The sequence below is a fragment of the Comamonas testosteroni genome (genome assembly GCF_030505195.1).
GTDB lineage: Bacteria > Pseudomonadota > Gammaproteobacteria > Burkholderiales > Burkholderiaceae_C > Comamonas > Comamonas testosteroni_G.
This window is the reverse complement of the sequence record NZ_CP129672.1, coordinates 1,250,846-1,275,016: the sequence shown is the minus strand read 5'-3', so window position 1 is coordinate 1,275,016 and position 24,171 is coordinate 1,250,846. Positions and strand designations below refer to the sequence as shown.

The window sequence follows — 24,171 nt, the reverse complement described above, 5'->3', positions numbered from 1 at the left end:
CCTTCAGCGATTTCTGGGATTGGGTCCGAGGCAGTTTTCTGCCGGATATCCGTCATGAGTTGATCTGGAGCATGTGCGAACCTGGCTTGCAGGAAAACCCGCTTTTCAGCCGCAGCCATAGCTGCCACCCTGCAGGGCGGAAAGCAATTCAATGCACAGAGGGCGGGGTCGATGTATCTAGTGAAAACACCCGAGGGTCAGCAGGCCTTCAAGGAGCGCAATGCCGATCTGAGCCAGCGATTACGCTCGGCCTTTTTGCTGTTTGACGGTCGTCGCACCCTCATGCAGGTGCTGGAGGCAACCTCGGCGCTGGGGGTGAACAAGGACGATATTCTGGCGCTGGTCAGCAGGGGCTGGCTGGCCACAAGAGAGTCGTCCGTCGTGGCTGATGCAGCCGCACAGGCCCATGCATCCTCGCTCTCAAAGAGCAGTTCGGCATCGTTGGCACCTGCTGACGTCGACTCTGGCAGCTTCCAAAGGCGCTACCAGAGAGCCTATCCGATAGCGGTGTCCATAACGGGGGCTCTGGGGCTCAAGGGCTTCAGGCTGAATCTGGCGGTGGAGGCGGCCATGGGTTATGAGCAACTGGCTGCGCTGGCTCCACGCATACGAGATGCTGGGGGTGACAAGGCCTATATGTCTTTGCACAGGGTGCTGTTTGAGGCGGATGAGACATAGACCCCCACTGTGCCGAGCCTCTCGCATAGAAAAAAGCGGCTTCGGAGAGCCGCTTTTTTCATGAGTCAGCCTGTTTTTTAGACAGCCAGCAATTCCACGTCAAACTTCAGCGTGGCGTTGGGAGGGATGACGCCACCGGCGCCGCGCGCACCATAGCCCAGGGCAGCGGGGATCAGCAGCGTGCGCTGGCCGCCCACCTTCATGCCCTGCACGCCTTCGTCCCAACCCTTGATGACCATGCCGGCGCCCAGTGCAAAGACGAAAGGATCGTTGCGGTCCTTGCTGGAGTCGAACTTGGCGCCTTGAACGCCGTTGTTGTAGAGCCAGCCTGTGTAGTGCACGGTCACGCTCTGACCGGCTTTGGCTTCGGCGCCTTCACCTGCGACGGTGTCTTCGTATTGCAGGCCGGAGGCAGTAGTGTTGAATGCCATGATGGATTTCCTTTCAGCGCAAAGCAGAAAAAAGCGATGGAAAAAGGGCCAGCCAAGCACGCTTGGGGCCCTTGGATGATAGTTGTGCGCGTTTGCCGCCAGGTCCCCGGCCGCAACAGCGCCAAGGTTTACTTCTTGGCGCGTGCTGCCACCCAGCGGTTGGCAAAGGCCTGTACATCGGACAGGCGCTTGAGCAGATCCTGCCCGGTCAGGGTGACGGTGTAGCCATCGCTGCCATGCTCGAGCAGACCGCACTCACGCAGTTCCTTGATGCGGGTGTTCAAGGTGTTGGGCGTGATGCCGCCCACGCTGTCTTGCAGCAGTCGGAAGGTCTGGGGATGACCATCCCGCAAAGCCCACAGCACGCGCAGCGCATAGCGGCATTCGAGCTTCTCGAACAGCTGGTTGATGGCGGCGTTTTCCTTGGAGCTCATGGACGCTTCTCCTTGCGCAATGATGTTGTCGAGCTGGGCGCACTAGGCGCTTTCAGTGCCATGTCCAATGGACTATAGCGGTTAATTTATTTTGCTACAAGTTTAGTAGCTTCAAATCTTCGACTGCAACGCCTTGAAGTCATAAAGGCCACAAACAGCACGCAAGTGTTGCGGGTCAGCCACGAATCAGCGAGAAGACTCGCTTGCTTCAGGGTTTGTAGCAATAAGGGCAGAGCTGAAGCAGCCCTCGGGACAGGTTGGCGAGCTATGCCGGAAGTGTTAGTGCTGGCTTAGGTGTTTCTGGGTGTAAAAAATGACTCTGGCCATTGATTTGTCAGAGCAAGCAGCTACGGAAATCATAGTTCCTGCTTTTGTGTCGGTATTTGCTTGAGCTGCACCAGCACCTGCAGCAGACGGTTGAGCGGCGTGGCAATGCCCAGCGCCTGACCGCGTCGCACCACATAGCCGTTGAGATGGTCGATTTCCGTGGGCTTGCCGAGCGCCAGATCCTGAGCCGTGGAAGAAAGCTGCTGGGGCATGGTGCGCGCTATGGCCGCTACAGCCTCGTCCACGGAGGCCGGCAGCTGCATGCCGTCGGCCAGAGCCACGGTCTTGCATTCGGCGGCAATGTCCTGCATCACGGCGGGTATGCCCTGCTGCGCGACCAGCCAGCCATAGGGCTGCTGGGTGAGGGCGGAGAGTGCGTTGTACACGCAGTTGATGATGAGTTTTTGCCAGAGTGCGACCTGCACACCATCCGAGACCTGCGTGGGAATGCCGGCGGCGCTGAACTGGTCCGCGATCGCATAGCCTTGCTGGCAGGGCGCGATGACCAGCTCGCCCCGGCCAAAGTGGCGTACATGGCCCGGGCCTGCCATGGCGGTGGCCACATAGACCACGGCAGCTGCCACCGGCTGCTGACCCAACACCTGGCGCAGGCGCTGGTCGTTGTCCACGCCGTTTTGCAAGCTCAGTACCTGGGTATGTGCAGCCAGGTGCGGTTTGATCTGTGCGGCCGCTGCTTCGGTGTCGGTGGATTTCACGCAGAACAGCACCACATCGGCGCCCGCCACGGCACTGGGCTCGGTGCTGGTGGCGACGGGCAGGTGCAGATCTTCTGTTGCCGTCTGCAGTCGCAGACCGTGCTGGCTGATGGCCTGCATATGCGAGGCTCTACCGATCAGCGTGACGGGGTGGCCGGCGCGTGCCAGCAAAGCGCCAAAGTAGCAGCCCACCGAGCCAGCGCCCATGACGGCAACGCAGAGGCGGGAGGGGGGTGGGGTGTGGTCGACCAGGTTCATGCGGCTATCTCGCAAAGAGGCTCAGCTCTTGAGCTTGAGCAGATAGGTCATCAGCTGGGCAGTCGAGGTCTCGACCTCCAGAAATTCCTGCAGGGCCTTGCCGGTTTTCCAGGAGGAGCTCCAACTATTGCTGACCAGGGCTTGCTTCCAGCTGTCCTGGTTGCTTGCCTGCTCGATAGCTGCCAGCAGTTGCTGGGCGCGCTCTGCAGGCAGATTCTTGCCTGTAAAGACGGCACGCCAGTTGGACATTTCAGCGTCCAGACCCTGCTCGCGCATGGAGGCAATGCCGAACATGGCACGGCGTGACGAAACACCGATGGCGCGCAGCTTGCCCGCCTGCAGGGCTTCTCTGAACTCGCTGTAACCCGAGATTCCCACCTGCACCTGCTTTTGCAGCAGGGCCTGGAGCACATCGTTACCGCCGGCAAAGGGCTTGTATTGCAGTTGCTCCGCATTGGCCTTGGCCAGGCGGGCCAGCATGCCCGCATACATATGGTCCACACCGCCTGCAGAGCCTCCGGCAATGGTCAGTGCTGGCAGGTTCTCGCGCATGGCCTTGGCCAGTGCCTTGGGGTTGGCAAGCGGCGAGTCGGGGGGCACGGCCACCACCAGATAGTCGCTGGTCAGGCGCGCCAGGGGCTGCACCTGAAGCAGCTCTGCCGACTTCTTGTTCAGCGCCAGAGCGCCGACCATGACCATGCCGCCGATCAGCAGGCTGTTGGGGTCGCTGCCATAGCGTTTGGTGTACTCGGCCAAGCCTATGGTGCCGCCCTTGCCGCCGATGTTTTCATAAATGACCTTGTCCACAGTGCCGCTGCTGGTCAGCGCTGCGCCCAGGGCGCGGCCGGTCTGGTCCCAGCCGCCGCCGGGGTTGGCGGGGATCACGATACGCAGCTGCGTGCCAAGGCGCTGGGGCGGATTGGCGATGGCTGCAAAAGGTGTAGACAGCAAGGCAGCGCAATAGCTGAGCCAGTGGCGGCGTGTCGGGGTGCTGTTCGCGTGGGGGGTATTCATGTCTGTCTCCGTTGTTATGTGTCTTTTGGTGTGTTTGGCAGAAAGCAAAGGCTTGCTGACCTGGGGTGCATACGAAAAAGCCCCGACCTGAAACAGATCGGGGCTTGGAGTAGCAGGGAACCGGCGGGCCGGTTCCTCGGACTGACTCTACAGCGAGTCGATGAAGCTGCGCAGCTTGTCGGAGCGCGAAGGGTGCTTGAGTTTGCGCAGCGCCTTGGCTTCGATCTGACGGATACGCTCGCGCGTCACGTCAAACTGCTTGCCGACTTCTTCCAGCGTGTGGTCGGTGGACATTTCGATACCGAAGCGCATGCGCAGCACCTTGGCTTCGCGAGGCGTCAGGCCGTCGAGGATGTCCTTGACCACATCGCGCAGGCCGGCCTGCATGGCGGCGTCGATAGGCGCCGTGTTGTTGCCGTCCTCAATGAAATCGCCCAGGTGCGAATCGTCGTCGTCACCGATGGGGGTTTCCATCGAGATCGGTTCCTTGGCGATCTTCATGATCTTGCGGATCTTGTCCTCGGGGATCTCCATCTTGGCGGCCAGGATGGACGCATCGGGCTCGAAACCAAACTCTTGCAAGTGCTGGCGCGAGATGCGGTTCATCTTGTTGATGGTCTCGATCATGTGCACCGGGATACGGATCGTGCGGGCCTGGTCAGCGATGGAGCGCGTGATGGCCTGACGAATCCACCAGGTCGCATAGGTCGAGAACTTGTAGCCGCGACGGTATTCGAACTTGTCCACGGCCTTCATCAGGCCGATATTGCCTTCCTGGATCAGATCCAGGAATTGCAGACCACGGTTGGTGTACTTCTTGGCGATGGAGATCACGAGACGCAGGTTGGCCTCGATCATTTCCTTCTTGGCGTCACGGCTGGCGCGCTCGCCGCTGTTCATGCGCTTGTTGATGTGCTTGAGCTCTTCCAGAGGCACAACCACGCGGGCCTGCAGGTCAATCAGGTTCTGCTGCAGCTCCTGCACGGGCGGAATGTTGCGCTCCAGCACGGCGCTGTAGTTCTTGCCTGCCGCCACTTGCTTGATGACCCAGTCCAGGTTCAGCAGGTTGGGCGGGAAGTCCTTGATGAACTGCTCCTGCGGCATGCCGCACTTGTCCACGATGATCTTGCGCAGCTCGCGTTCCTTCTTGCGCACGTCGTCCACCTGGGCGCGCACCAGATCGCAGAGCTTCTCGATCGTCTTGGCCGTGAAGCGAATGGTCATCAGCTGTTCGGTGATGGCCTTTTGCACCTTCATGTATGCCTCGGTGCCGTAGCCTTCCTTGTCATACACCTTGTGCATCTTGTCGAAGAGCTCGCGCATGGAGTCAAAGCGACCCAGGGCTTCGTTCTTCAGCTCTTCGAGCTTCTTGGTCAGGGCCTTGGAGCCGCCCTTGCCGTCATCGTCGTCTTCTTCGTCGTATTCGTCGAAGTCTTCCTCGGCCACATAGTCGTCGTTCTCGTTGGCATTGACGAAGCCGTCCACCACGGTGGAGATGACAACCTTGCCTTCGCGGATTTCCTCAGCCATGTTGAGGATTTCGGCGATGGTCGCGGGAGAAGCCGAGATGGCTTCCATCATGTCCATCAGACCGCCTTCGATGCGCTTGGCGATTTCGATTTCGCCTTCGCGTGTCAGCAGTTCGACGGTGCCCATTTCACGCATGTACATGCGAACGGGGTCGGTGGTGCGGCCGAATTCGGAGTCCACGGTGGACAGAGCCGCTTCGGCCTCTTCTTCCGCTTCCTCTTCGGTGGTCGCCGACTGGCCGGTGTTGTTCAGCAGCAGGGTTTCCGCATCGGGAGTCTGCTCGTACACGGCCACGCCCATGTCGTTCAACATGGAGATCACGACTTCCAGCGTTTCGGCATCGACCAGCTTGTCGGGCAGGTGGTCGTTGATTTCGGCGTGGGTCAGGTAGCCGCGGGTCTTGCCCAGCTTGATCAGCATCTTCAGACGCTGACGGCGGGTGTTCATTTCCTCTTCGGTCAGAACGGTCTCGTCCAGGCCGAATTCCTTCATCAAGGCGCGTTCCTTCGCCTTGCTGATCTTCATGCGCAGAGGCTTGACCTTTTCGGCAGGAGCAGCAGACGCTTCGGTCGATGCCTCCTCTTCGACTTCGCCTTCCAGTTCGCTGTCGATATCCGACAGGTCTGCATCATCCATGTCCCCGTCGGCCTCCTTGGTCTTGGGCTTGCGACCGCGTTTGGCGGGAGCCTTGTCGGCATCGGCGCTGGCAGCAGGGGCCTTGACGGCGGCTGCCTTCTTGGCCGCAGGGGCCTTTTTGGCGATGGTCTTCTTGGCGGCGGGAGCGGTAGCTGTGTCGTCGTCTTCTTCGGCCTTCTTGCGGCCGCGCTTGGGAGTTGCCTGCGCCAGCAGCGCATCGGCCATGGCTTTGAGTTCGGCTTGTGACTTGGTAACCACGGTGGTGTCTTTCTTTGCTTCGGCTGCAGATGCAGCACTCTTCTTCACAGCAGGCTTGCTGGCACTGGCCTTTTTCGCGGACTCTGCTGCGGAAGTGGAAGTTTTAGAGGTCTTGGGCTTTGCTGAAGCTTCTGGGGCCTGCTTGGACTTCACGGACTTTGAAACGGGCATGAACACCTCTCACGGTACGAACACACACAAACACACAAAGGAAAACGGAAAATGCAAACAAACGCCACTAAAGCTGGCGCAAGAACAGGCCTAGCCTGTCCGGTGGAGCACAAAGACTCCCTGGCAAGATGTTGGGGCGATCATTTGGTATGCAATCCTTGCGAGAAATGGGCCATGCAGTTGCTGCCATCACGTGATTTCTTCACGGTGCCCGGGTCGGAGGTGTTGCTGTCGCTCTTGCCTATATCCGTTAAATTATACCTTTTTTAAGGATGTCAAGAGGCGGAGCTAATAATTACAGATAAATTTTTTCGCCGCTGTTGAAACTCTATGTAACGCCTTGCTGCTGTGGGGTCGGTGGCGATCTCCTTGAGCGCCTGCGCCTCCTCGCGCTTGAGGTGATCCACGAGGATCAGATTGAGTGTGCCGCGCAACTCCTTGCGCAACTCGTCCACCTCGCCTTCGGGGTTGGCATGGGCGCCGCTCATGAGTTTTTGGGCCAGCGGCTCGCAAGGCGATCCTTGCAATTGCTCGCGCAGCACTGCCCAGGAGCGCGGCCCGGACTCGGTGAACTGGGCCTCCAGCCAACGGAACAAGGGGGCATGGCTTTGGTTGCAGCGAGCCAGGGCATCGAAATCCTCATGGGTCATCTCTTCCATGAACTCCATGTGACACATCAGCAGGCGTGCGGCCTGGTCTTCGCGGCTGACCGGCGTGGGGCGCGGGCCCAGCTGCGGCGGGTTCCAGTCCTCGCCCTTCTTGCCCCAGGGCTTGCGCGTCCGGCCGAATTCCTTGCGGCCCGACCAGTTGCTGCCGCCGCCCTGGCTCGGGTAGGAGGGAGCCGGTGCTGCAGCATCGGCCCAGTCAGGAGCGCTTTCCCAGTTACCGGGCGGCGCATCCCATTCCGGTGCCTGAGGGCTGGCAGCAGGAGGGGCGCGACGGGCGGCGGGGGCGGTGCGTGCGGCTTCCTGCGCCCAGATATCGGAGAGGTCGCGCGAGTCCAGCTGGGCCAGGGCTGCGATTTCGGAGAGCAGCTGGCGCTTGAGCGCGCCGTCGGGCAGTAGCGACCACAGCGGCCGCGCGTTGCTGGCCATGTGGGCACGGCCTTCTGTCTGACCCAGGTCGCAGCCTTCGCTGGCCGATTCGATGAGAAAGCGGCTCAGTGGCGTTGCGTCGCCTACATAGCGCGAGAAGGCCTCGGGGCCGAATTCGCGGATGAAGCTGTCGGGGTCATGCTCCGAAGGCAGGAACAGGAATTTGATGGAGCGCGTGTCCGTCGCCAGTGGCAGGGCCGCATCCAGCGCCTTGCGGGCGGCGCGCCGGCCCGCGCCGTCGCCGTCGAAGCTGAAGACCACGGCATCGGTAAAGCGCAACAGCTTTTGCACATGCTCGGGCGTGCAGGCCGTGCCCAGCGTGGCCACGGCATTGGCAAAGCCCAGCTGGGCCAGCGCCACCACGTCCATGTAGCCTTCGGTGACCAGGGCGTAGCCCATGTCGCGCAGGGCCTGCCGGGCCTCGTAGAGGCCGTAGAGTTCGCGGCCCTTGTGGAAGACCGGGGTTTCGGGGGAGTTCAGGTATTTGGGCTTTTCATCGCCAAACACCCGTCCGCCAAAGCCTATGCATTCGCCTTTGACATTGCGAATCGGGAACATCAGCCGGTCGCGAAAGCGGTCGTAGCGGCGGCTGTCGTCCTCGCCCACGATGACCAGCCCGCATTCTTCAAGCTGCGGGTTGTCGTACTCGGCGAACACGCTGGCCAGGCCATGCCAGCCTGCAGGTGCATAGCCCAGGCCGAAGCGCTTGGAGACTTCGCCGGAGACGCCGCGCTTTTTCAGATACTCGATGGCCTTGGGGGCGGCCTTGAGCTGTTTGCGATAGGACTCGCCGGCTTTTTCCAGAAGGTCGCTCAGGGTCTCGGCTTTTTGCTTTTGCTGAGCCTGGCGCTGGCGCTCGGCAGGACTGATGTCGTCCTGGGGCACTTGCAGACCGCATTGGCTGGCAAGTTCCTGCACGGCTTCGACAAAGCCCATGCCGGCATGCTCCATCAGAAAGCCGATGGCATTGCCATTCTTGCCGCAGCCAAAGCAGTGGAAAAACTGCTTGCTGGGGCTGACTGTGAAAGAGGGCGACTTCTCGCCATGGAAAGGGCATAGGCCCATGAAGTTGGCGCCGCCCTTTTTGAGCTGTACATAGCGGCCCACGATGTCGACGACGTCGACGCGGGAGAGTAACTCTTGGATGAATGATTGGGGAATGGCCACCCGCGTATTCTGCCTTTTTCGGCAAACGCCGATGGCGCGGCAGGAATGTGCGGGCGGGCAAAAAGAAAGGTTCATCGAGGAATTTCGTGGAGATAAGCCCGTTCGTTTTGTAATCTGATGGCAACGACACTGACATCGGAGAACAAATCAAATGCTGGACTCGAAGTTATTGCAGGCTCTTGGCGGCTGGGAGGGCTACGTGGTTGAACGTGTGCAGTGGCCCCAGGGCGATAGCCGCACCGTGTCGATTTATCTGAAGCCGCAGGCCAGCGTCATGCATTGCGAGCGCTGCGGTGCGCAGTGCAGCCAAGTCCATGAGACCACGACACGGCGCGTGCGCGATCTGGCATTGTTCGAGTACAGAGTGGTGCTACATGTGCCGCGTCGGCGTCTGTGGTGCGATAGCTGTGGTGGCCCGCACCTGGAGAAACTCAGCTGGCTCGGTCGCTACCAGCGCGTCACAGACCGTCTGGCGCAGGCGTGCAGCCAGTTGCTTCGCAGCAGCAGCATCAAGGCGGTAGCGGCCTTCTTCGATCTGGGCTGGCACACCGTCAAGTCCATCGACAAAGCCTTGCTGCTGGCCAACACTGCGCAGCCGCAATGGGATCAGATCGAGTACCTGGCGATGGACGAGTTTGCGCTGCACAAGGGCCATCGCTACGCCACAGTCGTCGTCGACCCCATCAGCCGGCAGGTGCTGTGGGTGGGGCAAGGGCGCTCACGCGAGACGGCCCGCCAGTTCTTCGAGCAGTTGCCCGCTGGCGTTGCCCAGCGCATTCGCGCAGTTGCTATCGACATGACTACGGCTTACGAGCTGGAGATTAAGGCCCACTGCCCTAACGCCGAGATCGTCTATGACCTGTTCCATGTCGTGGCCAAGTACGGCCGGGAGGTCATCGACCGAGTGCGTGTCGATCAGGCCAACTTGCTGCGCCAACAGCCCTCAGCACGTAAGGTGCTCAAATCCAGCCGCTGGTTGCTGCTGCGCAATCGCAACAAGCTGCAGCCTCAACAAGCAGTGCAACTCAAGGAACTGCTGGCGGCCAATCAACCATTGATGACGGTATACGTCTTGCGCGACGAGCTCAAACAGTTGTGGTTCTACCGTCGTGCGACTTGGGCGCATCGCGCCTGGCGGCACTGGTGTGATCAAGCCCATCAAAGCGGCATTGCCGCACTGAGCACCTTCGCTCAGCGCTTGCAAAGCTACCTGCACGGGATCATCGCCCGATGCAGGCATCCGTTGAACACAAGTGTTGTGGAGGGCATCAACAACACCATCAAGGTCATCAAGCGCCGGGCCTATGGCTACCGCGATCAGGACTACTTCTTTCTGAAGATTCGGGCAGCATTCCCCGGTAATGCGCGATGAACCAAAAAAAAGCCTGCACCCATGGGTGCAGGCTCAGGTCTCCTGATGCCTGGATCATTGCCAGGCTCTCCTCTAAAACGTCTCCTCCGCCACGCAGTCTTGAGGCTTGCGACCGGCTCCGTGCGGGCAGAGATGTCGGTCTTGCACTGCCAGTTCTGGCAGTCATATCCTCAAAACATGTGCGCATTCTAAGAGCGATTCGAAGTCCTAGTGATTGGTCTGTCAGATAAATGATGTCTTATAGATGACTTGCATGGGTTGGCGTTGCCTGGGGAATGAGGGGATTTTTCAATAGGATTGCATGTGATTGATTTCAAATGAATTTATTGATTTTCAGAAGCTGTTGAAAGTACTGGCTCGCTGAATGACCTTTTAAATTGCTCTGGTTTGTCTGCGCATGTCGCATGCCGGTTTGCCGGCGCGGTGCGGCCATTTCGGGCGCAGCTGCTTGATCCCGGTCACAACAGGCCTGTATGGCGCTCGGTTGTAAGCCTGGCGTGACCGATGCTGGGGTACAAAGCGCTCAGGAGACAAACATGACAAGTTCTTTCGATCTGAACCTCGCACCGAATACCGCCAACTACGCGGCGCTGACGCCGCTGGGCTTTATTGCCCGCACGGCCGAGGTCTACCCCGAGCGCCTGGCCATTGTTCATGGCGACTTGCGCCAGAGCTGGGCACAGACCTATGCGCGTTGCCGTCAACTGGCCAGCAGCCTGCAGAAAATCGGCATCGGCAAGAACGACACGGTGGCCGTGATGCTGCCCAATACGCCACCCATGGTGGAGGCGCACTTTGGCGTGCCCATGGCCGGTGCCGTGCTCAACACGCTCAATACCCGGCTCGATGCCGAGACCCTGGCATTCATGCTGGACCATGGCGAAGCCAAGGCCTTGATCGTGGACCCCGAGTTCGCGGCCTTGATGGCCAGGGCACTCAAATTGCGCAAGGGCACAGAACCCATCTATGTGATCCAGGTCGAGGACAGCGTCTATGGCGAGGCGGCCGAGCAGATCGGTGCCATCGACTACGAGAGCTTCGTGGCCCAGGGCGATGCCGGTTTCGACTGGCAGTGGCCCAGCAACGAATGGGATGCGATTGCGCTGAACTACACCAGTGGCACCACAGGCAACCCCAAGGGCGTGGTCTACCACCATCGCGGCGCGCACAACAATGCCATCAGCAACGTGTTGGAGTGGGACATGCCCAAGCACGCCGTCTATCTGTGGACGCTGCCCATGTTCCATTGCAACGGCTGGTGCTTTCCCTGGACGGTGGCAGCGCGCGCGGCCGTCAACGTCTGCCTGCGCCGGGTGGATGCGCAGGCGGTGTTTGACGCCATTCGACATCATGGCGTGACCCATTACTGCGGCGCGCCCATTGTGCACAGCTTGCTGGTGAATGCGCCGGCGGCCATGAAGCAGGGCGTGCCCGCAGGCGTCAAGGCCATGGTGGCAGGGGCCGCGCCGCCCGCATCGATGATCGAGGGCATGGAGTCCATGGGCTTTGACATCACCCATGTCTACGGCCTGACCGAAACCTACGGCCCGGCCACGGTCTGCGCCAGGCACGAAGCCTGGAATCAGCTCGATATCGGTGAGCGCGCCCGCCTGAACTCGCGCCAGGGCGTGCGCTACCACCTTCAGCGCTCTGCCGCAGTGCTGGACCCCGAAACCATGCAGCCCGTGCCGCGCGACGGCCAGACCATGGGGGAGATCATGTTCCAGGGCAATATCGCCATGAAGGGCTATCTCAAGAACCCGCAGGCGACGCAGGAGGCTTTCCGCGGCGGCTGGTTCCATAGCGGCGACCTGGCCGTTCAGCATCCCGACGGCTATATCCAGATCAAGGACCGCAGCAAGGACATCATCATCTCGGGCGGCGAGAACATCTCCTCCATCGAAGTGGAGGATGTGCTCTATCGTCACCCTGCCGTGCTGGCTGCGGCCGTGGTGGCCAAGCCCGACCCCAAATGGGGCGAGACGCCCTGTGCCTTTATCGAGCTCAAGGCCGGAGCCGAGACCACGGAGCAAGACATCATTGCCCACTGCAAAAAGCATCTGGCCGGCTACAAGGTGCCGCGCGCCGTGGTGTTCGGGGAGCTGCCCAAGACCAGCACGGGCAAGATCCAGAAGTTCGAGCTGCGCAAGCAGGCCGGTTCGGCTGGCGCCATTTCGGCCTGAGATCCGGCCGCCAAGCCCAAAGCCCGGTGCCTTGGCGATGTGGGCAGCGGGCTTTTTCGTGTCTGTCGGTTCAGCAAATTTGATAGCTGCTAGCGCCTGCTATTCATAGAACTTGGATAGTTTTCAATCTGAAATCTATGAATGGCATGCGCAACAAGCTCTCTATACGATAGCAGAAGCTGCTCGGCGCTTCAGGCCAGATCGGGCGGCATGCGCTGCCAGCCTTCGGGCGTCACGCGCAGCACCTCGGCGCGCTGTGTATCGGCATCGATATGCCAGTCGCTGAGCACGATGCGCCATTGGTCATTGCCCAGTGCGTGGTCGGCGGGCTGATGGGTATGGCCGTGAATCAGCCAGGGCGCTTGCGCGGCCTGCATCCAGGTGGCATTCATCTGCGTGTCGGCATCTGCGTAGGGAGCGCCGCTTTGCTTGCGCTGCTCGCTTTCGCTGCGTGCCGATTTGCCGATCGCGCGGCGCACGGCCAGGGGCTGGGCCAGCAGTTGCTGCTGCCAGGCGGCGGAGCGCGAAACAGCGCGGAATTGCTGGTACTCCACATCGTCCAGACACAGCGCATCGCCATGGCTGAGCAGGATGCTGGGGCCTGCCCATCGCAGCACCGTGGGGTCGGAAAGGCCTCTCATGCCGCTGCGGCGCAGAAACTCGTCACCGGCCAGAAAGTCGCGGTTGCCGACCATGAAGAACAGCGGACGCTGCTGCGCCGCCTCGTGCAGCACGGCAGCGCATTCGGCTTCGAAGCTGCCGGGTTCATCGAGTGCATCGTCACCGACCCAGACTTCAAACAGATCGCCGAGGATAAAGATGGCATCGGCCGTGCTGCGTGCCAGATAGCTGCGCCAGGCTTCAACCGTCTGCGGCTCGGACGGCTGCAGGTGCAGATCGGAAATAAAGTCGATGGCTCGCCAGCCGGGGGCGCCTTGCAGCTGCGCGACCTGAGGAGCAGTCGTGCGGGGATCTGAAGAATCAGTCATGTGATGATGGTACGCAGCCTGAAAACGATAACGGCCCCGAGCGAGAGCCGGCAAGCAAGAGCCGCCTTGCAGCGAGGCCGTCGTCCCGGCCGGGTGCGCCTTGCAGCTGCGTCACCTGAGGCGCAGTCGTGCGGGGATCTGAATGAACGGCGGATTCAGTCATTTGAACAAGTGAGGACTTGCGCAAACAAGAATGCAGCAACAGCCTGCTTCCAGCAGGCAGTCATCCTGCCTGAACCCGTTTTGCGCAAGTCGTGAAATACGCGGCTTCTACAAACAACTACGGCCTCGCGCGAGAGACGGCAAGCAAGGGCCGCCCCGCAGCGAGGCCGTCGTCCCCCTCCGGGGGGAAGCCGCAAAGCGGCTCAGGGGATCAAATTACAGGGCCACGGCCTTGTCGATCACCACTGCGTCGAAAGGCACGTCGTCGTGGAAGCCCTTGCGGGTGGTGCGCACCTTCTTGATGGCGTCCACGACTTCTTCGCCCTTGACCACCTTGCCGAACACGGCATAGCCCCAGCCCTGGCCGGTGGGAGCTGTGTGGTTCAGGAAGCCGTTGTCCACGGTGTTGATGAAGAACTGGGCGGTTGCGCTGTGAGGATCGCTGGTGCGAGCCATGGCAATGGTGTACTTGTCGTTCTTCAGGCCGTTCTTGGCTTCGTTCTCGATGGGAGCAGCGGTTTCCTTTTGCTTCATGTCGGCTGCAAAACCGCCACCCTGGATCATGAAGTTCTTGATCACGCGGTGGAAGATGGTGCCGTTGTAGAAGCCCTGGTTCACGTAGCTCAGGAAGTTCTCGGTGGACTTGGGCGCGTTCACGGCGTCCAGTTCCAGGGTGATCACGCCCTGGGTTGCGGTGTCAGCCACGTTGATGGTCACGTGCAGTTCGACTTGGGGATTGCTCATGTCTGTACTTTCTAGAGGATGGAGTGAAGAGGCGGGCGCAGACCTGCAGATGCAGCGCCGCCGGGTTGTTTACTTGATTTCGGTGGCGGAGAGGATTGTTACCGGCGTCGTAGGCACATTCTGGTGCATGCCACGGTTGCCCGTAGCCACGGCGCGGATTTTGTCCACCACATCCATGCCCTTGATCACCTTGCCGAAGACGGCGTAGCCATGGCCGTCGGGCTTGGGGGCGTTGAGCATGTCGTTGTTCACCACATTGATGAAGAACTGCGAGGTGGCAGAGTTGGGGTTGCCGGTGCGCGCCATGGCAATCGTGCCGCGGTCGTTCTTGAGGCCGTTGCTGGCTTCCAGCGGAATCGGGGCGCGTGTGGGCTTTTCGTTCAGATTGGCGTCCATGCCGCCACCCTGGATCATGAAGCCGTCGATGACGCGGTGGAACACCGTGCCGTCATAGTGCTTGTCACGCACATATTGCAGAAAATTGGCGGCGCTCTTGGGCGCCTTGGCGTCGTTGAGCTCGACCACGATATCGCCCATGCTGGTCTTGAGCTGCACCTTGGATTGCGCCTGGGCCAGGCCGGGGGTAGCAAAAACAGTGGCTGTCAGCGCAATGGCGGACAGGGCTTTAAGGCTGTTTCGACGGAAATTCAGCATGGTCATATTCCTGGGTAAGTGGGCCTTGGGCAAGACCGCTGGATAGCGGCTGCAAAAAAACCGGCTCGAGGCAGCTGAGGGCGCCGGCCTGCTTCACAAGAGGGCGGCGATGGCAAAAAACGGGTTCAGCGCTGTGCAGGCTGGGCCGGGGCAGGCGTTGCGAGGGAGGCCGCAGGCTGCAGCAGGTCCTTGAGCTGCTTGAGCTTGGGGTTCAGGGCTGCGGGGCGGCCGCCCTTGGCCAGGGACTGCGCATAGGACTGATAGGCCAGGCGGGCATAGATATCGCCCAGGTTTTCATGTGCTACGGCATAGTTCGGATTGTTGCGCACGGCAGCTTCAAGTGCAGAGCGGGCGCGATCCAGATCGCCCTGGCGTGCATAGATCACGGCCAGGTTGTTATAGGGCTCTGGCAGTTCTGGATAGTCCTCGGTCAGCTGGCGAAAAGCCGCAATCGCGTCCTCGGTCTTGCCGTCATTGCTCAGCGCGATGCCGCGCAGAAAACGCATCTGTGGGTCGCGTGCATTCTTGGCCAAATAGGTTTCCGTTTTTTGCAGCGCCTGCTGCGTCTTGCCGCTCTTGAGCAACTGGGCAACATCCGTGTAATCGTCGGCGTAGGCGCTACCTGCAGCGAGCAAGGCAGCCAGGGCTGCCGCACGCGCTGCGGTACTGAACAAGTTGCGTACAGGCATGTAGGTGCTTTCATGGCGCCGCAAGAACTGCGCTGCGGCGGGAGCTTATACTGCGGGGAATTGTAGCTGAGGGGTGTGCAGCGCTTAGGCGTCTGGCCGGACCGGGATGTGTCTGGATGCTAGTGCCCATCTTTCAGCCTCAGGGAATGGCAGGCACGGTTTATGCATCGCAGGCATGGCCAGTGCTGCTGGTCGCCACCCTCTCTCCCTATTTCAAGATTCATGAGTTTGCGCATCTACAACACGCTGTCGCGTGCACTGGAATCGTTTTCGCCGCTGGAGCCGGGCCATGTGCGTATGTACGTCTGTGGCATGACGGTCTATGACCTCTGCCACCTGGGCCACGCGCGCTCCATGGTGGCTTTCGACGTGGTGCAGCGCTGGCTGCGCGCCAGCGGCTACAAGGTGACCTATGTGCGCAACATCACCGACATCGATGACAAGATCATCAGGCGCGCGGTGGAAAATGGCGAAACCATCCGCAGCTTGACCGATCGCATGATCGATGCGCTGCACCAGGATGCGGATGCGCTCGGTATCGAGCGCCCCACGCTGGAGCCGCGCGCTACCGAATACGTGCCGCAGATGCTGAGCATGATCGCCCAGCTGCAGAGCAAGGGCCTGGCCTATCAGGCCGGCAATGGCGATGTGAACTACGCCGTGCGCAAGTTTCCAGGCTACGGCAAGCTGTCGGGCAAATCGCTGGACGAACTCAACGCCGGTGAGCGCGTGGCCGTGGCGGACGGCAAGCATGACCCGCTGGACTTTGTGCTGTGGAAGTCGGCCAAGGCCGATGAGCCGGCCGATGTGAAATGGCAGAGTTCGTTTGGTGAAGGCCGACCCGGCTGGCATATCGAATGCTCGGCCATGGGCTGCGAGCTGCTGGGCGAGAGCTTTGACATTCACGGTGGCGGTGCAGACCTGCAGTTCCCTCACCACGAGAACGAGATTGCCCAGAGCGAAGGTGCGACCGGCAAGCCGTTTGCCCAGACCTGGATGCACAACGGCTTCATCAACGTGGACAACGAGAAGATGTCCAAGTCGCTGGGCAACTTCTTCACCATCCGCGACGTGCTCAAGGAATACGACGCCGAGACCATCCGTTTCTTCGTCGTGCGCAGTCACTACCGCAGCCCGCTGAACTATTCCAACGTGCATCTCGATGATGCACGCGGTGCGCTCAAGCGCCTCTATACCGCTTTGGATCTGGTGGCACCCGCCGAGGTGCAGATCGACTGGAGCAACTCCTATGCCGCCCGCTTCAAGGCGGCGATGGATGAAGACTTCGGCACGCCCGAGGCAGTGGCCGTGCTGTTCGAGCTGGCCGCTGAAGTCAACCGCAGCAAGTCGCCCGAAGTGGCGGGCTTGCTCAAGGCCCTGGGGGCCTGCCTGGGCCTGCTGCAGGCCGAGCCGCAGAAGTTTCTGCAGGCCGGTGCCGAAGGTGTGGATGCGGCCGCGATCGAAGCGCAGATTGCCGCGCGCGCTCAGGCCAAGGCTGCCAAGAACTGGGCCGAGGCCGACCGCATCCGCAAGGAACTGCTTGAGCAGGGCATCGTCCTCAAGGACTCTGCCGCGGGTACGACCTGGGAATCGGCCGCCAAGGGCTGAGGCTGCATGCAATATTCCATCAACTGTGTGAGCAGTGCGAAGGGGCGTGCATGAGCGCGGCCAAGCATCTGGACACCATGGAGTTCGAGCAGCTGCCGCTGGTTGCCGATCTGCCCGTGCCCATGGGGCCGGCTGCGCCTTTGCCTGTAGCGCCTTTGGGGGCGGCAGCCATTGCTCAGCCTGTCGGTACAACTGCAAAGCAGACAGTCGCGCCCAAAGCGGCTGCTCCCAAGATCCATCTGGATCTGCCCGATGGCGTGCCCGCCTATTGGGCCGAGGCCTGCCGCCAGCTCATGCGCCGCGATCGTGTGCTCAAACGCCTGATTCCGCAACTCGGCAGCCAGGCGCTGCTGCCTTGCGGGCAGGAGCAGGCCTTTGCCACATTGGCCCGCTCCATTGTCGGGCAGCAGATTTCGGCGAAGTCGGCCAAGACCTTGTGGAACAAGTTCGCCAAGCTGCCTGCTGCCATGCAGCCAGAGCAGGTGCTCAGGCTCAAGGTGGACGATATGCGTGGCGCGGGACTGTCGGCGCGCAAGGTGGACTATCTGGTCGATCTGGCGCTGCACTTCACCGAGCATCGCCTGCACATGGATGAATGGGCCCAGATGAGCGATGAGGCCATCATCGCTGAGCTGATGTCCATACGCGGTCTCAGTCGCTGGACGGCCGAGAATTTTCTGATTTACTGCCTGGGGCGGCCCAATGTGCTGCCTCTGGATGATGCCGGCTTGATACAGGGCATCTCTCTCAATCATTTTTCGGGTGATCCTGTCAGTCGCAGCGATGCCCGTGAAGTTGCCGAGGCTTGGAAACCGTGGTGTACGGTTGCAACTTGGTATATTTGGCGCTCGCTCGAGGCGCAGCCTGTGGCTTGATGACATCTGTCCACTGGCCGATTGCAAGGATTGCAACAGGCTGGCACAAGGAGAAATACGTTGGCGAAAAAGAACTTTCTGGATTTTGAGCAGCCCATTGCAGAACTCGAATCCAAAATCGAAGAACTGCGCTATGTGCAGACTGAAAGCGCAGTAGATATCTCGGAAGAGATTGATCAGCTCAGCAAGAAAAGCCTGCAGCTGACCAAGGACATCTACAGCGACCTGACCCCCTGGCAGATCACCAAGATTGCCCGTCATACCGAGCGTCCCTATACGCTCGACTATGTCCGCGAGTGCTTTACCGACTTTGTCGAAATGCACGGCGACCGACATTTTGCGGATGACCAGTCCATCATCGGTGGCCTGGCACGTTTCAATGGCCAGCCCTGCATGGTGATCGGTCATCAAAAGGGCCGCGATACCAAGGAGCGCACACTGCGCAACTTCGGCATGACGCGCCCCGAGGGCTATCGCAAGGCTCTGCGTCTGATGAAGACGGCCGAGAAGTTCAAGCTGCCCGTGTTCACATTTGTGGACACGCCCGGCGCCTTCCCTGGTATCGACGCCGAGGAGCGTGGCCAGTCCGAAGCCATCGGTCGCAACATCTACGAGATGGCCCAGCTGCAGACACCCATCATCACCACCATCATCGGTGAAGGTGGCTCGGGCGGTGCGCTGGCCATTGCCGTGGCTGACCAGGTGCTGATGCTGCAGTACTCCGTGTACTCGGTGATCAGCCCCGAAGGCTGCGCTTCCATTCTTTGGAAGACGGGTGAAAAGGCGCAAGAAGCGGCTGATGCCATGGGTATCACGGCTCACCGCCTGAAGGCGCTGGGCCTGGTCGACAAGATCGTCAACGAACCCGTGGGTGGCGCTCACCGCGACACCAAGCAAATGGGGGCATTCCTCAAGCGTGCGCTGGGTGATGCCCTGCGTCAGTTGTCGGATCTCAAGCCCAAGGAGCTGCAGGATCGTCGCTACGAGCGCATTCAGAGCTATGGCAAGTTTGCTGACACCAAGGCAGACAATCGCTAAGCCACTGCTTGCTTGCGGCTTGCGCACAATGGCTCCTTCGGGAGCCATTCTTTTTTTTGCGGTCGACCTTGATGGGTTTTGAGTGAAATATGCTTCAAGCCCTTATAAATCAAGCGCTGCCTGCTATTGAATTATGAATTGGAAGGCTGTTTGCAATGCAAATCAAGTCCGATGCTGACTTGTTGAGTGTCTCGGCAGCACTGGTCGACGCTGCAATCGGGGGCTTCAAGCCGCCGCTGCCGCTGGCGGTGGCTTTCAGTGGTGGCGCGGACTCATCTGCCTTGTTGCTGGCCTGCCATGCGCGCTGGCCTGGGCAGGTGAGGGCGATTCATGTGCATCATGGTTTGCAGTCTGCGGCTGATGGTTTTCAGTGGCACTGCGAGCAACTGTGCGCCCGGCACGGCATCGCACTCAAGGTCTGCGCCATCGATGCGCGCAATGTGCAGGGGCAAAGCCCCGAAGATGCGGCGCGCCAGGGGCGTTATGCCGCCTTGATTCAGGTGGCTCGGCAGCCCTGGTTCGATGCGCAGGGCGCAGAGCTGGACGCGGTGCGCTCCATGGCGCTGGCCCAGCATGCCGATGATCAGGTCGAGACCTTGCTGCTGGCGCTCTCGCGCGGTGCCGGTGTGGCCGGTCTGGCGGCCATGCCCGGGCATTGGCAAAGAGCGGGGCTGGAGTGGTTCAGGCCCTTGCTGGCGGTGCCGGGCCAGGCGCTGCGCGACTGGTTGCGCCTCAGGGGCTTGAGCTGGATCGAGGATCCGACGAATGCCGATCCGGGCTACACGCGCAATCGCATCCGGGCTCAGCTGCTGCCGGTGCTGGAGCAGGTTTTTCCGCAGTTCCGCAACACGTTTGCACGCAGCAGTGCGCATTGCGCGCAGGCTTCAGAGCTGCTCAACGAGCAGGCGGCAGCAGACCTGCAGATGGTGGGAGTGCCGCCGGCTATCAAGGCGCTGCAGCGTTTGAGTGAAGCGCGTCTGGGCAATGTTCTGCGCTATTGGCTGCGCGTCGCACATGGCACAACGCCGACGGCGGCGCAGCTTGCGCAGCTCGTGGCGCAGCTCGGCGTTTGCACTACGCGAGGGCACCGCATCCATATCAAGGTGGGGCGGGGTTTTGTGGAGCGCCAGGGGGCAAGTCTCGGTTGGTACAATTCCTAGGTTTTGGTTTTTTTACCTGTACGAAAACCGCCGGCGCGCCAAAACCTTTGTGATCTGCGCCGTGGCTGCTGTTTCGTCACCCTTTAGTATCCAATGGCACTGATCGTTCATAAATACGGCGGCACCTCGATGGGCTCGACAGAGCGCATCCGCAACGTCGCCAAGCGTGTGGCCAAATGGGCTCGGGCAGGTCACCAGTTGGTGGTTGTGCCCAGCGCCATGAGTGGCGAAACCAACCGTTTGCTGGGTCTGGCCAGCGAGCTGGCTCCCAGCCACGCCAAGAGTTCGTACTACCGTGAGCTCGATATGCTGGCCGCCACTGGCGAGCAGGCATCTTCTGCGCTGCTGGCCATTGCGCTGCAGGCCGAGGGCATGGAGTCCGTCAGCTATGCGGGCTGGCAAGTGCCCGTGCGCACCGATAGCAGCTACACCAAGGCTCGCATCGAGTCCATTGACGACAAGCGCGTGCGCGCTGACCTCGAGGCAGGTCGTGTCGTTATCGTGACCGGCTTCCAGGGTATCGATCCCGAAGGCAATGTCACCACGCTGGGTCGTGGCGGCTCCGACACTTCTGCTGTGGCCGTGGCTGCCGCCCTGAAGGCTGCCGAATGCCTGATCTATACCGATGTCGATGGCGTCTACACCACCGACCCCCGTGTAGTGCCTGCTGCCAAGCGCCTGGGTACGGTGAGCTTCGAGGAAATGCTGGAAATGGCCAGCCTGGGCTCCAAGGTGCTGCAAATCCGTTCCGTGGAGTTTGCAGGCAAGTACAAGGTACCCATGCGCGTGCTGTCCAGCTTCACGCCCTGGGATATCGATCTGGAAGAAGAAGCCAAGTCCGGCACGCTGATTACTTTTGAGGAAGACGAAAAAATGGAAAAGGCTGTCGTATCCGGCATCGCTTTCAACCGTGGCGAGGCCAAGATCTCCGTGCTGGGCGTGCCTGATACCCCCGGCGTGGCTGCTGCCATCCTGGGTCCCGTGGCTGATGCCAACATCGAAGTCGATGTGATCATCCAGAACATCTCCAAGGACGGCAAGACCGACTTCAGCTTCACCGTGAGCCAGGGCGACTACCAGCGCGCCATGGAGCTGCTGCGTGAAAGCGTCGTTCCTGCGCTGGGTGCTTCCGAAGTGGTAGGCAATCCCAATATCGCCAAGGTCAGCATCGTTGGCATCGGCATGCGCAGCCATGTGGGCGTGGCCTCCACCATGTTCCGTGCCCTGAGCAAGGAAGGCGTGAACATCCAGATGATCTCCACCTCCGAAATCAAGACCTCCGTCGTGATCGACGAGAAGTACCTGGAGCTGGCCGTGCGTTCCCTGCACACAGCCTTTGGTTTGGACAAAAGCGAATAATTTTCGCAACTTTCCAAAAACGATCAAAAAAGCTGTTTACAATAGCGTCATTCCGGAAACGTGACCGAGTGGCCGAAGGTGCTCCCCTGCTAAGGGAGTATGGGGTGTAGAGCCTCATCGAGGGTTCGAATCCCTCCGTTTCCGCCAAATCAAAGAAAAAGCCGAAAGGCTTTTTCTTTTTGTCAAGACCTTACGGGTCTTGACAAAAAGTTTCAAACTTTGATTTGAGCCTGCTGAAAAACAGGCTACAATGCAAGGCTTCGCTGATCGCAGCAAGCAACAAGATTCAAGATCAAGTTTTTTGGTTTTGTACTTGGTTCATTAAAAAAATACAGCCGATAAGCGTGGGCGTTTGAGGGCAAGCAGCCAGTTCTTCGGAACAAACTCTTCGGAGTTATCAAACGCTCACAAAAACAGTAATGAGGAAGAATTTATTCTTCTTGATTCCGTCAAGTGAGTGAGCAGTCGAAAGACTTTAAATTCAAGATCGAACTATAGAGTTTGATCCTGGCTCAGATTGAACGCTGGCGGCATGCTTTACACATGCAAGTCGAACGGTAACAGGTCTTCGGATGCTGACGAGTGGCGAACGGGTGAGTAACACATCGGAACGTGCCTAGTAGTGGGGGATAACTACTCGAAAGAGTAGCTAATACCGCATGAGATCTACGGATGAAAGCAGGGGACCTTCGGGCCTTGTGCTACTAGAGCGGCTGATGGCAGATTAGGTAGTTGGTGGGGTAAAGGCTTACCAAGCCTGCGATCTGTAGCTGGTCTGAGAGGACGACCAGCCACACTGGGACTGAGACACGGCCCAGACTCCTACGGGAGGCAGCAGTGGGGAATTTTGGACAATGGGCGAAAGCCTGATCCAGCAATGCCGCGTGCAGGATGAAGGCCCTCGGGTTGTAAACTGCTTTTGTACGGAACGAAAAGCCTGGGGCTAATACCCCCGGGTCATGACGGTACCGTAAGAATAAGCACCGGCTAACTACGTGCCAGCAGCCGCGGTAATACGTAGGGTGCAAGCGTTAATCGGAATTACTGGGCGTAAAGCGTGCGCAGGCGGTTTTGTAAGACAGTGGTGAAATCCCCGGGCTCAACCTGGGAACTGCCATTGTGACTGCAAAGCTAGAGTGCGGCAGAGGGGGATGGAATTCCGCGTGTAGCAGTGAAATGCGTAGATATGCGGAGGAACACCGATGGCGAAGGCAATCCCCTGGGCCTGCACTGACGCTCATGCACGAAAGCGTGGGGAGCAAACAGGATTAGATACCCTGGTAGTCCACGCCCTAAACGATGTCAACTGGTTGTTGGGTCTTAACTGACTCAGTAACGAAGCTAACGCGTGAAGTTGACCGCCTGGGGAGTACGGCCGCAAGGTTGAAACTCAAAGGAATTGACGGGGACCCGCACAAGCGGTGGATGATGTGGTTTAATTCGATGCAACGCGAAAAACCTTACCCACCTTTGACATGGCAGGAACTTACCAGAGATGGTTTGGTGCTCGAAAGAGAACCTGCACACAGGTGCTGCATGGCTGTCGTCAGCTCGTGTCGTGAGATGTTGGGTTAAGTCCCGCAACGAGCGCAACCCTTGCCATTAGTTGCTACATTCAGTTGAGCACTCTAATGGGACTGCCGGTGACAAACCGGAGGAAGGTGGGGATGACGTCAAGTCCTCATGGCCCTTATAGGTGGGGCTACACACGTCATACAATGGCTGGTACAAAGGGTTGCCAACCCGCGAGGGGGAGCTAATCCCATAAAGCCAGTCGTAGTCCGGATCGCAGTCTGCAACTCGACTGCGTGAAGTCGGAATCGCTAGTAATCGTGGATCAGAATGTCACGGTGAATACGTTCCCGGGTCTTGTACACACCGCCCGTCACACCATGGGAGCGGGTCTCGCCAGAAGTAGGTAGCCTAACCGCAAGGAGGGCGCTTACCACGGCGGGGTTCGTGACTGGGGTGAAGTCGTAACAAGGTAGCCGTATCGGAAGGTGCGGCTGGATCACCTCCTTTCTGGAAAAATGCTGCTTCAAATTGAACGTCCACACTTATCGGTTGTTGGAACAAGCCAGGTGGCCTGCTAAACAGTAGGCTGCATGGAATGGGTCTGTAGCTCAGCTGGTTAGAGCACTGTGTTGATAACGCAGGGGTCGTTGGTTCGAGCCCAACTAGACCCACCAAGATTCCAATATCTGGTCAGAGGATCCCGGGGGATTAGCTCAGCTGGGAGAGCACCTGCTTTGCAAGCAGGGGGTCGTCGGTTCGATCCCGTCATCCTCCACCAAAAATGATAGCGCCGAAAGGTGCTATAATCGTTGGCTCGGCAGATGTGAAGCGCAAGCGGATCGGAAGCAGAGTAAAAGCGAAAAAACCAAATTCAATATAAAAGCAGTCTGAAGCAGACTGCTTTTATATTGATCTTTGATCAATAGGCTGTTCTTTAAAAATTCATAGAGTCGAAATCAGCGTTGCTGGTGGAAAGCACAAACCAAGGTTTGTGCACCGTGCCGCCAGCAACATTTTGATTGCGTCAAAACAGATATTTTGCGAATGCAAATTTATCTAGTAATGACGAATATTCTCTAAGCTGCATCGAAAGATGCAGCCAAAGATAT

At 59.6% G+C, this 24,171-nt stretch carries 18 protein-coding genes, 3 tRNA genes and 1 rRNA gene; 12 read left to right on the top strand and 10 right to left on the bottom strand.

The window, feature by feature from the left end; genetic code table 11:
- The first annotated feature begins 171 nt into the window (after positions 1 to 171).
- The gene (locus QYQ99_RS05870) at positions 172 to 678 is read left to right on the top strand and encodes a hypothetical protein (RefSeq protein WP_302091824.1); all 507 of its coding nucleotides are present in this window, start codon (positions 172 to 174) and stop codon (positions 676 to 678) included.
- Positions 679 to 755: 77 nt separating this feature from the next.
- Here QYQ99_RS05870 and QYQ99_RS05865 read toward each other — a convergent pair whose 3' ends face one another.
- From QYQ99_RS05865 to dnaG, 6 genes are all read right to left on the bottom strand, one after another.
- Positions 756 to 1,109 (bottom strand): FKBP-type peptidyl-prolyl cis-trans isomerase, encoded by a 354-nt coding sequence (locus tag QYQ99_RS05865; protein WP_302091823.1) that lies wholly within the window; start codon positions 1,107 to 1,109, stop codon positions 756 to 758.
- A gap of 128 nt (positions 1,110 to 1,237) precedes the next feature.
- Positions 1,238 to 1,543, bottom strand: coding sequence for a winged helix-turn-helix transcriptional regulator (locus QYQ99_RS05860; protein ID WP_003057624.1), 306 nt, complete (start codon positions 1,541 to 1,543; stop codon positions 1,238 to 1,240).
- A gap of 356 nt (positions 1,544 to 1,899) precedes the next feature.
- Positions 1,900 to 2,844, bottom strand: a complete 945-nt coding sequence (locus QYQ99_RS05855; RefSeq protein ID WP_302091822.1) for a ketopantoate reductase family protein — start codon at positions 2,842 to 2,844, stop codon at positions 1,900 to 1,902.
- Positions 2,845 to 2,865: 21 nt separating this feature from the next.
- Positions 2,866 to 3,858 carry a Bug family tripartite tricarboxylate transporter substrate binding protein gene (locus QYQ99_RS05850; RefSeq protein WP_302091821.1) on the bottom strand — a complete coding sequence of 331 codons (993 nt, stop codon included), beginning with the start codon at positions 3,856 to 3,858 and terminating at the stop codon, positions 2,866 to 2,868.
- A 147-nt stretch (positions 3,859 to 4,005) separates the two neighbouring features.
- The gene (gene rpoD, locus QYQ99_RS05845) at positions 4,006 to 6,453 is read right to left on the bottom strand and encodes an RNA polymerase sigma factor RpoD (protein WP_367882842.1); all 2,448 of its coding nucleotides are present in this window, start codon (positions 6,451 to 6,453) and stop codon (positions 4,006 to 4,008) included.
- Between the two features lie 275 nt (positions 6,454 to 6,728).
- Positions 6,729 to 8,714: a DNA primase gene (gene dnaG / locus QYQ99_RS05835; protein ID WP_302091818.1), complete on the bottom strand. Its 1,986-nt coding sequence runs from the start codon at positions 8,712 to 8,714 to the stop codon at positions 6,729 to 6,731.
- Positions 8,715 to 8,865: 151 nt separating this feature from the next.
- Between dnaG and QYQ99_RS05830 the strand changes: the two genes are divergently transcribed.
- Positions 8,866 to 10,086, top strand: coding sequence for an ISL3 family transposase (locus tag QYQ99_RS05830; RefSeq protein WP_302089465.1), 1,221 nt, complete (start codon positions 8,866 to 8,868; stop codon positions 10,084 to 10,086).
- Positions 10,087 to 10,622: 536 nt separating this feature from the next.
- Positions 10,623 to 12,269, top strand: a complete 1,647-nt coding sequence (locus QYQ99_RS05825) for an acyl-CoA synthetase (RefSeq protein WP_302091817.1) — start codon at positions 10,623 to 10,625, stop codon at positions 12,267 to 12,269.
- A gap of 191 nt (positions 12,270 to 12,460) precedes the next feature.
- On the opposite strand, the gene QYQ99_RS05820 is transcribed toward QYQ99_RS05825, so the two are convergent.
- From QYQ99_RS05820 to QYQ99_RS05805, 4 genes are all read right to left on the bottom strand, one after another.
- On the bottom strand, positions 12,461 to 13,258 hold the full coding sequence (locus QYQ99_RS05820) for a UDP-2,3-diacylglucosamine diphosphatase (protein ID WP_302091816.1): 798 nt from the start codon (positions 13,256 to 13,258) through the stop codon (positions 12,461 to 12,463).
- A 378-nt stretch (positions 13,259 to 13,636) separates the two neighbouring features.
- Positions 13,637 to 14,164 (bottom strand): peptidylprolyl isomerase, encoded by a 528-nt coding sequence (locus tag QYQ99_RS05815; RefSeq protein WP_003076264.1) that lies wholly within the window; start codon positions 14,162 to 14,164, stop codon positions 13,637 to 13,639.
- A gap of 69 nt (positions 14,165 to 14,233) precedes the next feature.
- The gene (locus QYQ99_RS05810) at positions 14,234 to 14,818 is read right to left on the bottom strand and encodes a peptidylprolyl isomerase (RefSeq protein WP_302091815.1); all 585 of its coding nucleotides are present in this window, start codon (positions 14,816 to 14,818) and stop codon (positions 14,234 to 14,236) included.
- Between the two features lie 125 nt (positions 14,819 to 14,943).
- The gene (locus tag QYQ99_RS05805; protein WP_302091814.1) at positions 14,944 to 15,507 is read right to left on the bottom strand and encodes a tetratricopeptide repeat protein; all 564 of its coding nucleotides are present in this window, start codon (positions 15,505 to 15,507) and stop codon (positions 14,944 to 14,946) included.
- A 222-nt stretch (positions 15,508 to 15,729) separates the two neighbouring features.
- Here QYQ99_RS05805 and cysS point away from each other — a divergent pair, with 222 nt between their 5' ends.
- The 9 genes from cysS to QYQ99_RS05760 all read left to right on the top strand — a co-directional run bounded on the left by cysS (position 15,730) and on the right by QYQ99_RS05760 (position 23,840).
- Entirely contained in the window at positions 15,730 to 17,115 is a 1,386-nt protein-coding gene (gene cysS, locus QYQ99_RS05800) for a cysteine--tRNA ligase (protein WP_302091813.1), read from the top strand.
- A gap of 50 nt (positions 17,116 to 17,165) precedes the next feature.
- On the top strand, positions 17,166 to 17,990 hold the full coding sequence (locus QYQ99_RS05795; protein ID WP_302091812.1) for a DNA-3-methyladenine glycosylase family protein: 825 nt from the start codon (positions 17,166 to 17,168) through the stop codon (positions 17,988 to 17,990).
- Positions 17,991 to 18,050: 60 nt separating this feature from the next.
- Complete coding sequence (locus QYQ99_RS05790) at positions 18,051 to 19,028, top strand: acetyl-CoA carboxylase carboxyltransferase subunit alpha (RefSeq protein ID WP_302091811.1); 978 nt, start codon at positions 18,051 to 18,053, stop codon at positions 19,026 to 19,028.
- A gap of 155 nt (positions 19,029 to 19,183) precedes the next feature.
- On the top strand, positions 19,184 to 20,188 hold the full coding sequence (gene tilS / locus QYQ99_RS05785; RefSeq protein ID WP_302091810.1) for a tRNA lysidine(34) synthetase TilS: 1,005 nt from the start codon (positions 19,184 to 19,186) through the stop codon (positions 20,186 to 20,188).
- A gap of 93 nt (positions 20,189 to 20,281) precedes the next feature.
- Complete coding sequence (locus tag QYQ99_RS05780; RefSeq protein WP_302091809.1) at positions 20,282 to 21,547, top strand: aspartate kinase; 1,266 nt, start codon at positions 20,282 to 20,284, stop codon at positions 21,545 to 21,547.
- Positions 21,548 to 21,601: 54 nt separating this feature from the next.
- Positions 21,602 to 21,694: transfer RNA gene (locus tag QYQ99_RS05775), tRNA-Ser, on the top strand.
- Positions 21,695 to 22,036: 342 nt separating this feature from the next.
- A 16S ribosomal RNA gene (locus QYQ99_RS05770) occupies positions 22,037 to 23,569 on the top strand.
- A 90-nt stretch (positions 23,570 to 23,659) separates the two neighbouring features.
- Positions 23,660 to 23,736 (top strand) — tRNA-Ile (locus tag QYQ99_RS05765).
- A 28-nt stretch (positions 23,737 to 23,764) separates the two neighbouring features.
- Positions 23,765 to 23,840 (top strand) — tRNA-Ala (locus tag QYQ99_RS05760).
- Positions 23,841 to 24,171: the final 331 nt, after the last annotated feature.

Bases quoted from the DNA above. Each gene is read 5' to 3' on its own strand.
- QYQ99_RS05870 (WP_302091824.1), top strand. From the start codon at position 172: ATGTATCTAGTGAAAACACCCGAGGGTCAGCAGGCCTTCAAGGAGCGC.
- QYQ99_RS05825 (WP_302091817.1), top strand. From the start codon at position 10,623: ATGACAAGTTCTTTCGATCTGAACCTCGCACCGAATACCGCCAACTAC.
- QYQ99_RS05860 (WP_003057624.1), bottom strand. From the start codon at position 1,543: ATGAGCTCCAAGGAAAACGCCGCCATCAACCAGCTGTTCGAGAAGCTC.
- QYQ99_RS05855 (WP_302091822.1), bottom strand. From the start codon at position 2,844: ATGAACCTGGTCGACCACACCCCACCCCCCTCCCGCCTCTGCGTTGCC.
- tilS (WP_302091810.1), top strand. From the start codon at position 19,184: ATGCAAATCAAGTCCGATGCTGACTTGTTGAGTGTCTCGGCAGCACTG.
- QYQ99_RS05850 (WP_302091821.1), bottom strand. From the start codon at position 3,858: ATGAATACCCCCCACGCGAACAGCACCCCGACACGCCGCCACTGGCTC.
- QYQ99_RS05805 (WP_302091814.1), bottom strand. From the start codon at position 15,507: ATGCCTGTACGCAACTTGTTCAGTACCGCAGCGCGTGCGGCAGCCCTG.
- QYQ99_RS05830 (WP_302089465.1), top strand. From the start codon at position 8,866: ATGCTGGACTCGAAGTTATTGCAGGCTCTTGGCGGCTGGGAGGGCTAC.
- cysS (WP_302091813.1), top strand. From the start codon at position 15,730: ATGAGTTTGCGCATCTACAACACGCTGTCGCGTGCACTGGAATCGTTT.
- rpoD (WP_367882842.1), bottom strand. From the start codon at position 6,453: ATGCCCGTTTCAAAGTCCGTGAAGTCCAAGCAGGCCCCAGAAGCTTCA.
- QYQ99_RS05815 (WP_003076264.1), bottom strand. From the start codon at position 14,164: ATGAGCAATCCCCAAGTCGAACTGCACGTGACCATCAACGTGGCTGAC.
- QYQ99_RS05810 (WP_302091815.1), bottom strand. From the start codon at position 14,818: ATGCTGAATTTCCGTCGAAACAGCCTTAAAGCCCTGTCCGCCATTGCG.
- QYQ99_RS05820 (WP_302091816.1), bottom strand. From the start codon at position 13,258: ATGACTGATTCTTCAGATCCCCGCACGACTGCTCCTCAGGTCGCGCAG.
- QYQ99_RS05865 (WP_302091823.1), bottom strand. From the start codon at position 1,109: ATGGCATTCAACACTACTGCCTCCGGCCTGCAATACGAAGACACCGTC.
- QYQ99_RS05780 (WP_302091809.1), top strand. From the start codon at position 20,282: ATGGCACTGATCGTTCATAAATACGGCGGCACCTCGATGGGCTCGACA.
- QYQ99_RS05795 (WP_302091812.1), top strand. From the start codon at position 17,166: ATGAGCGCGGCCAAGCATCTGGACACCATGGAGTTCGAGCAGCTGCCG.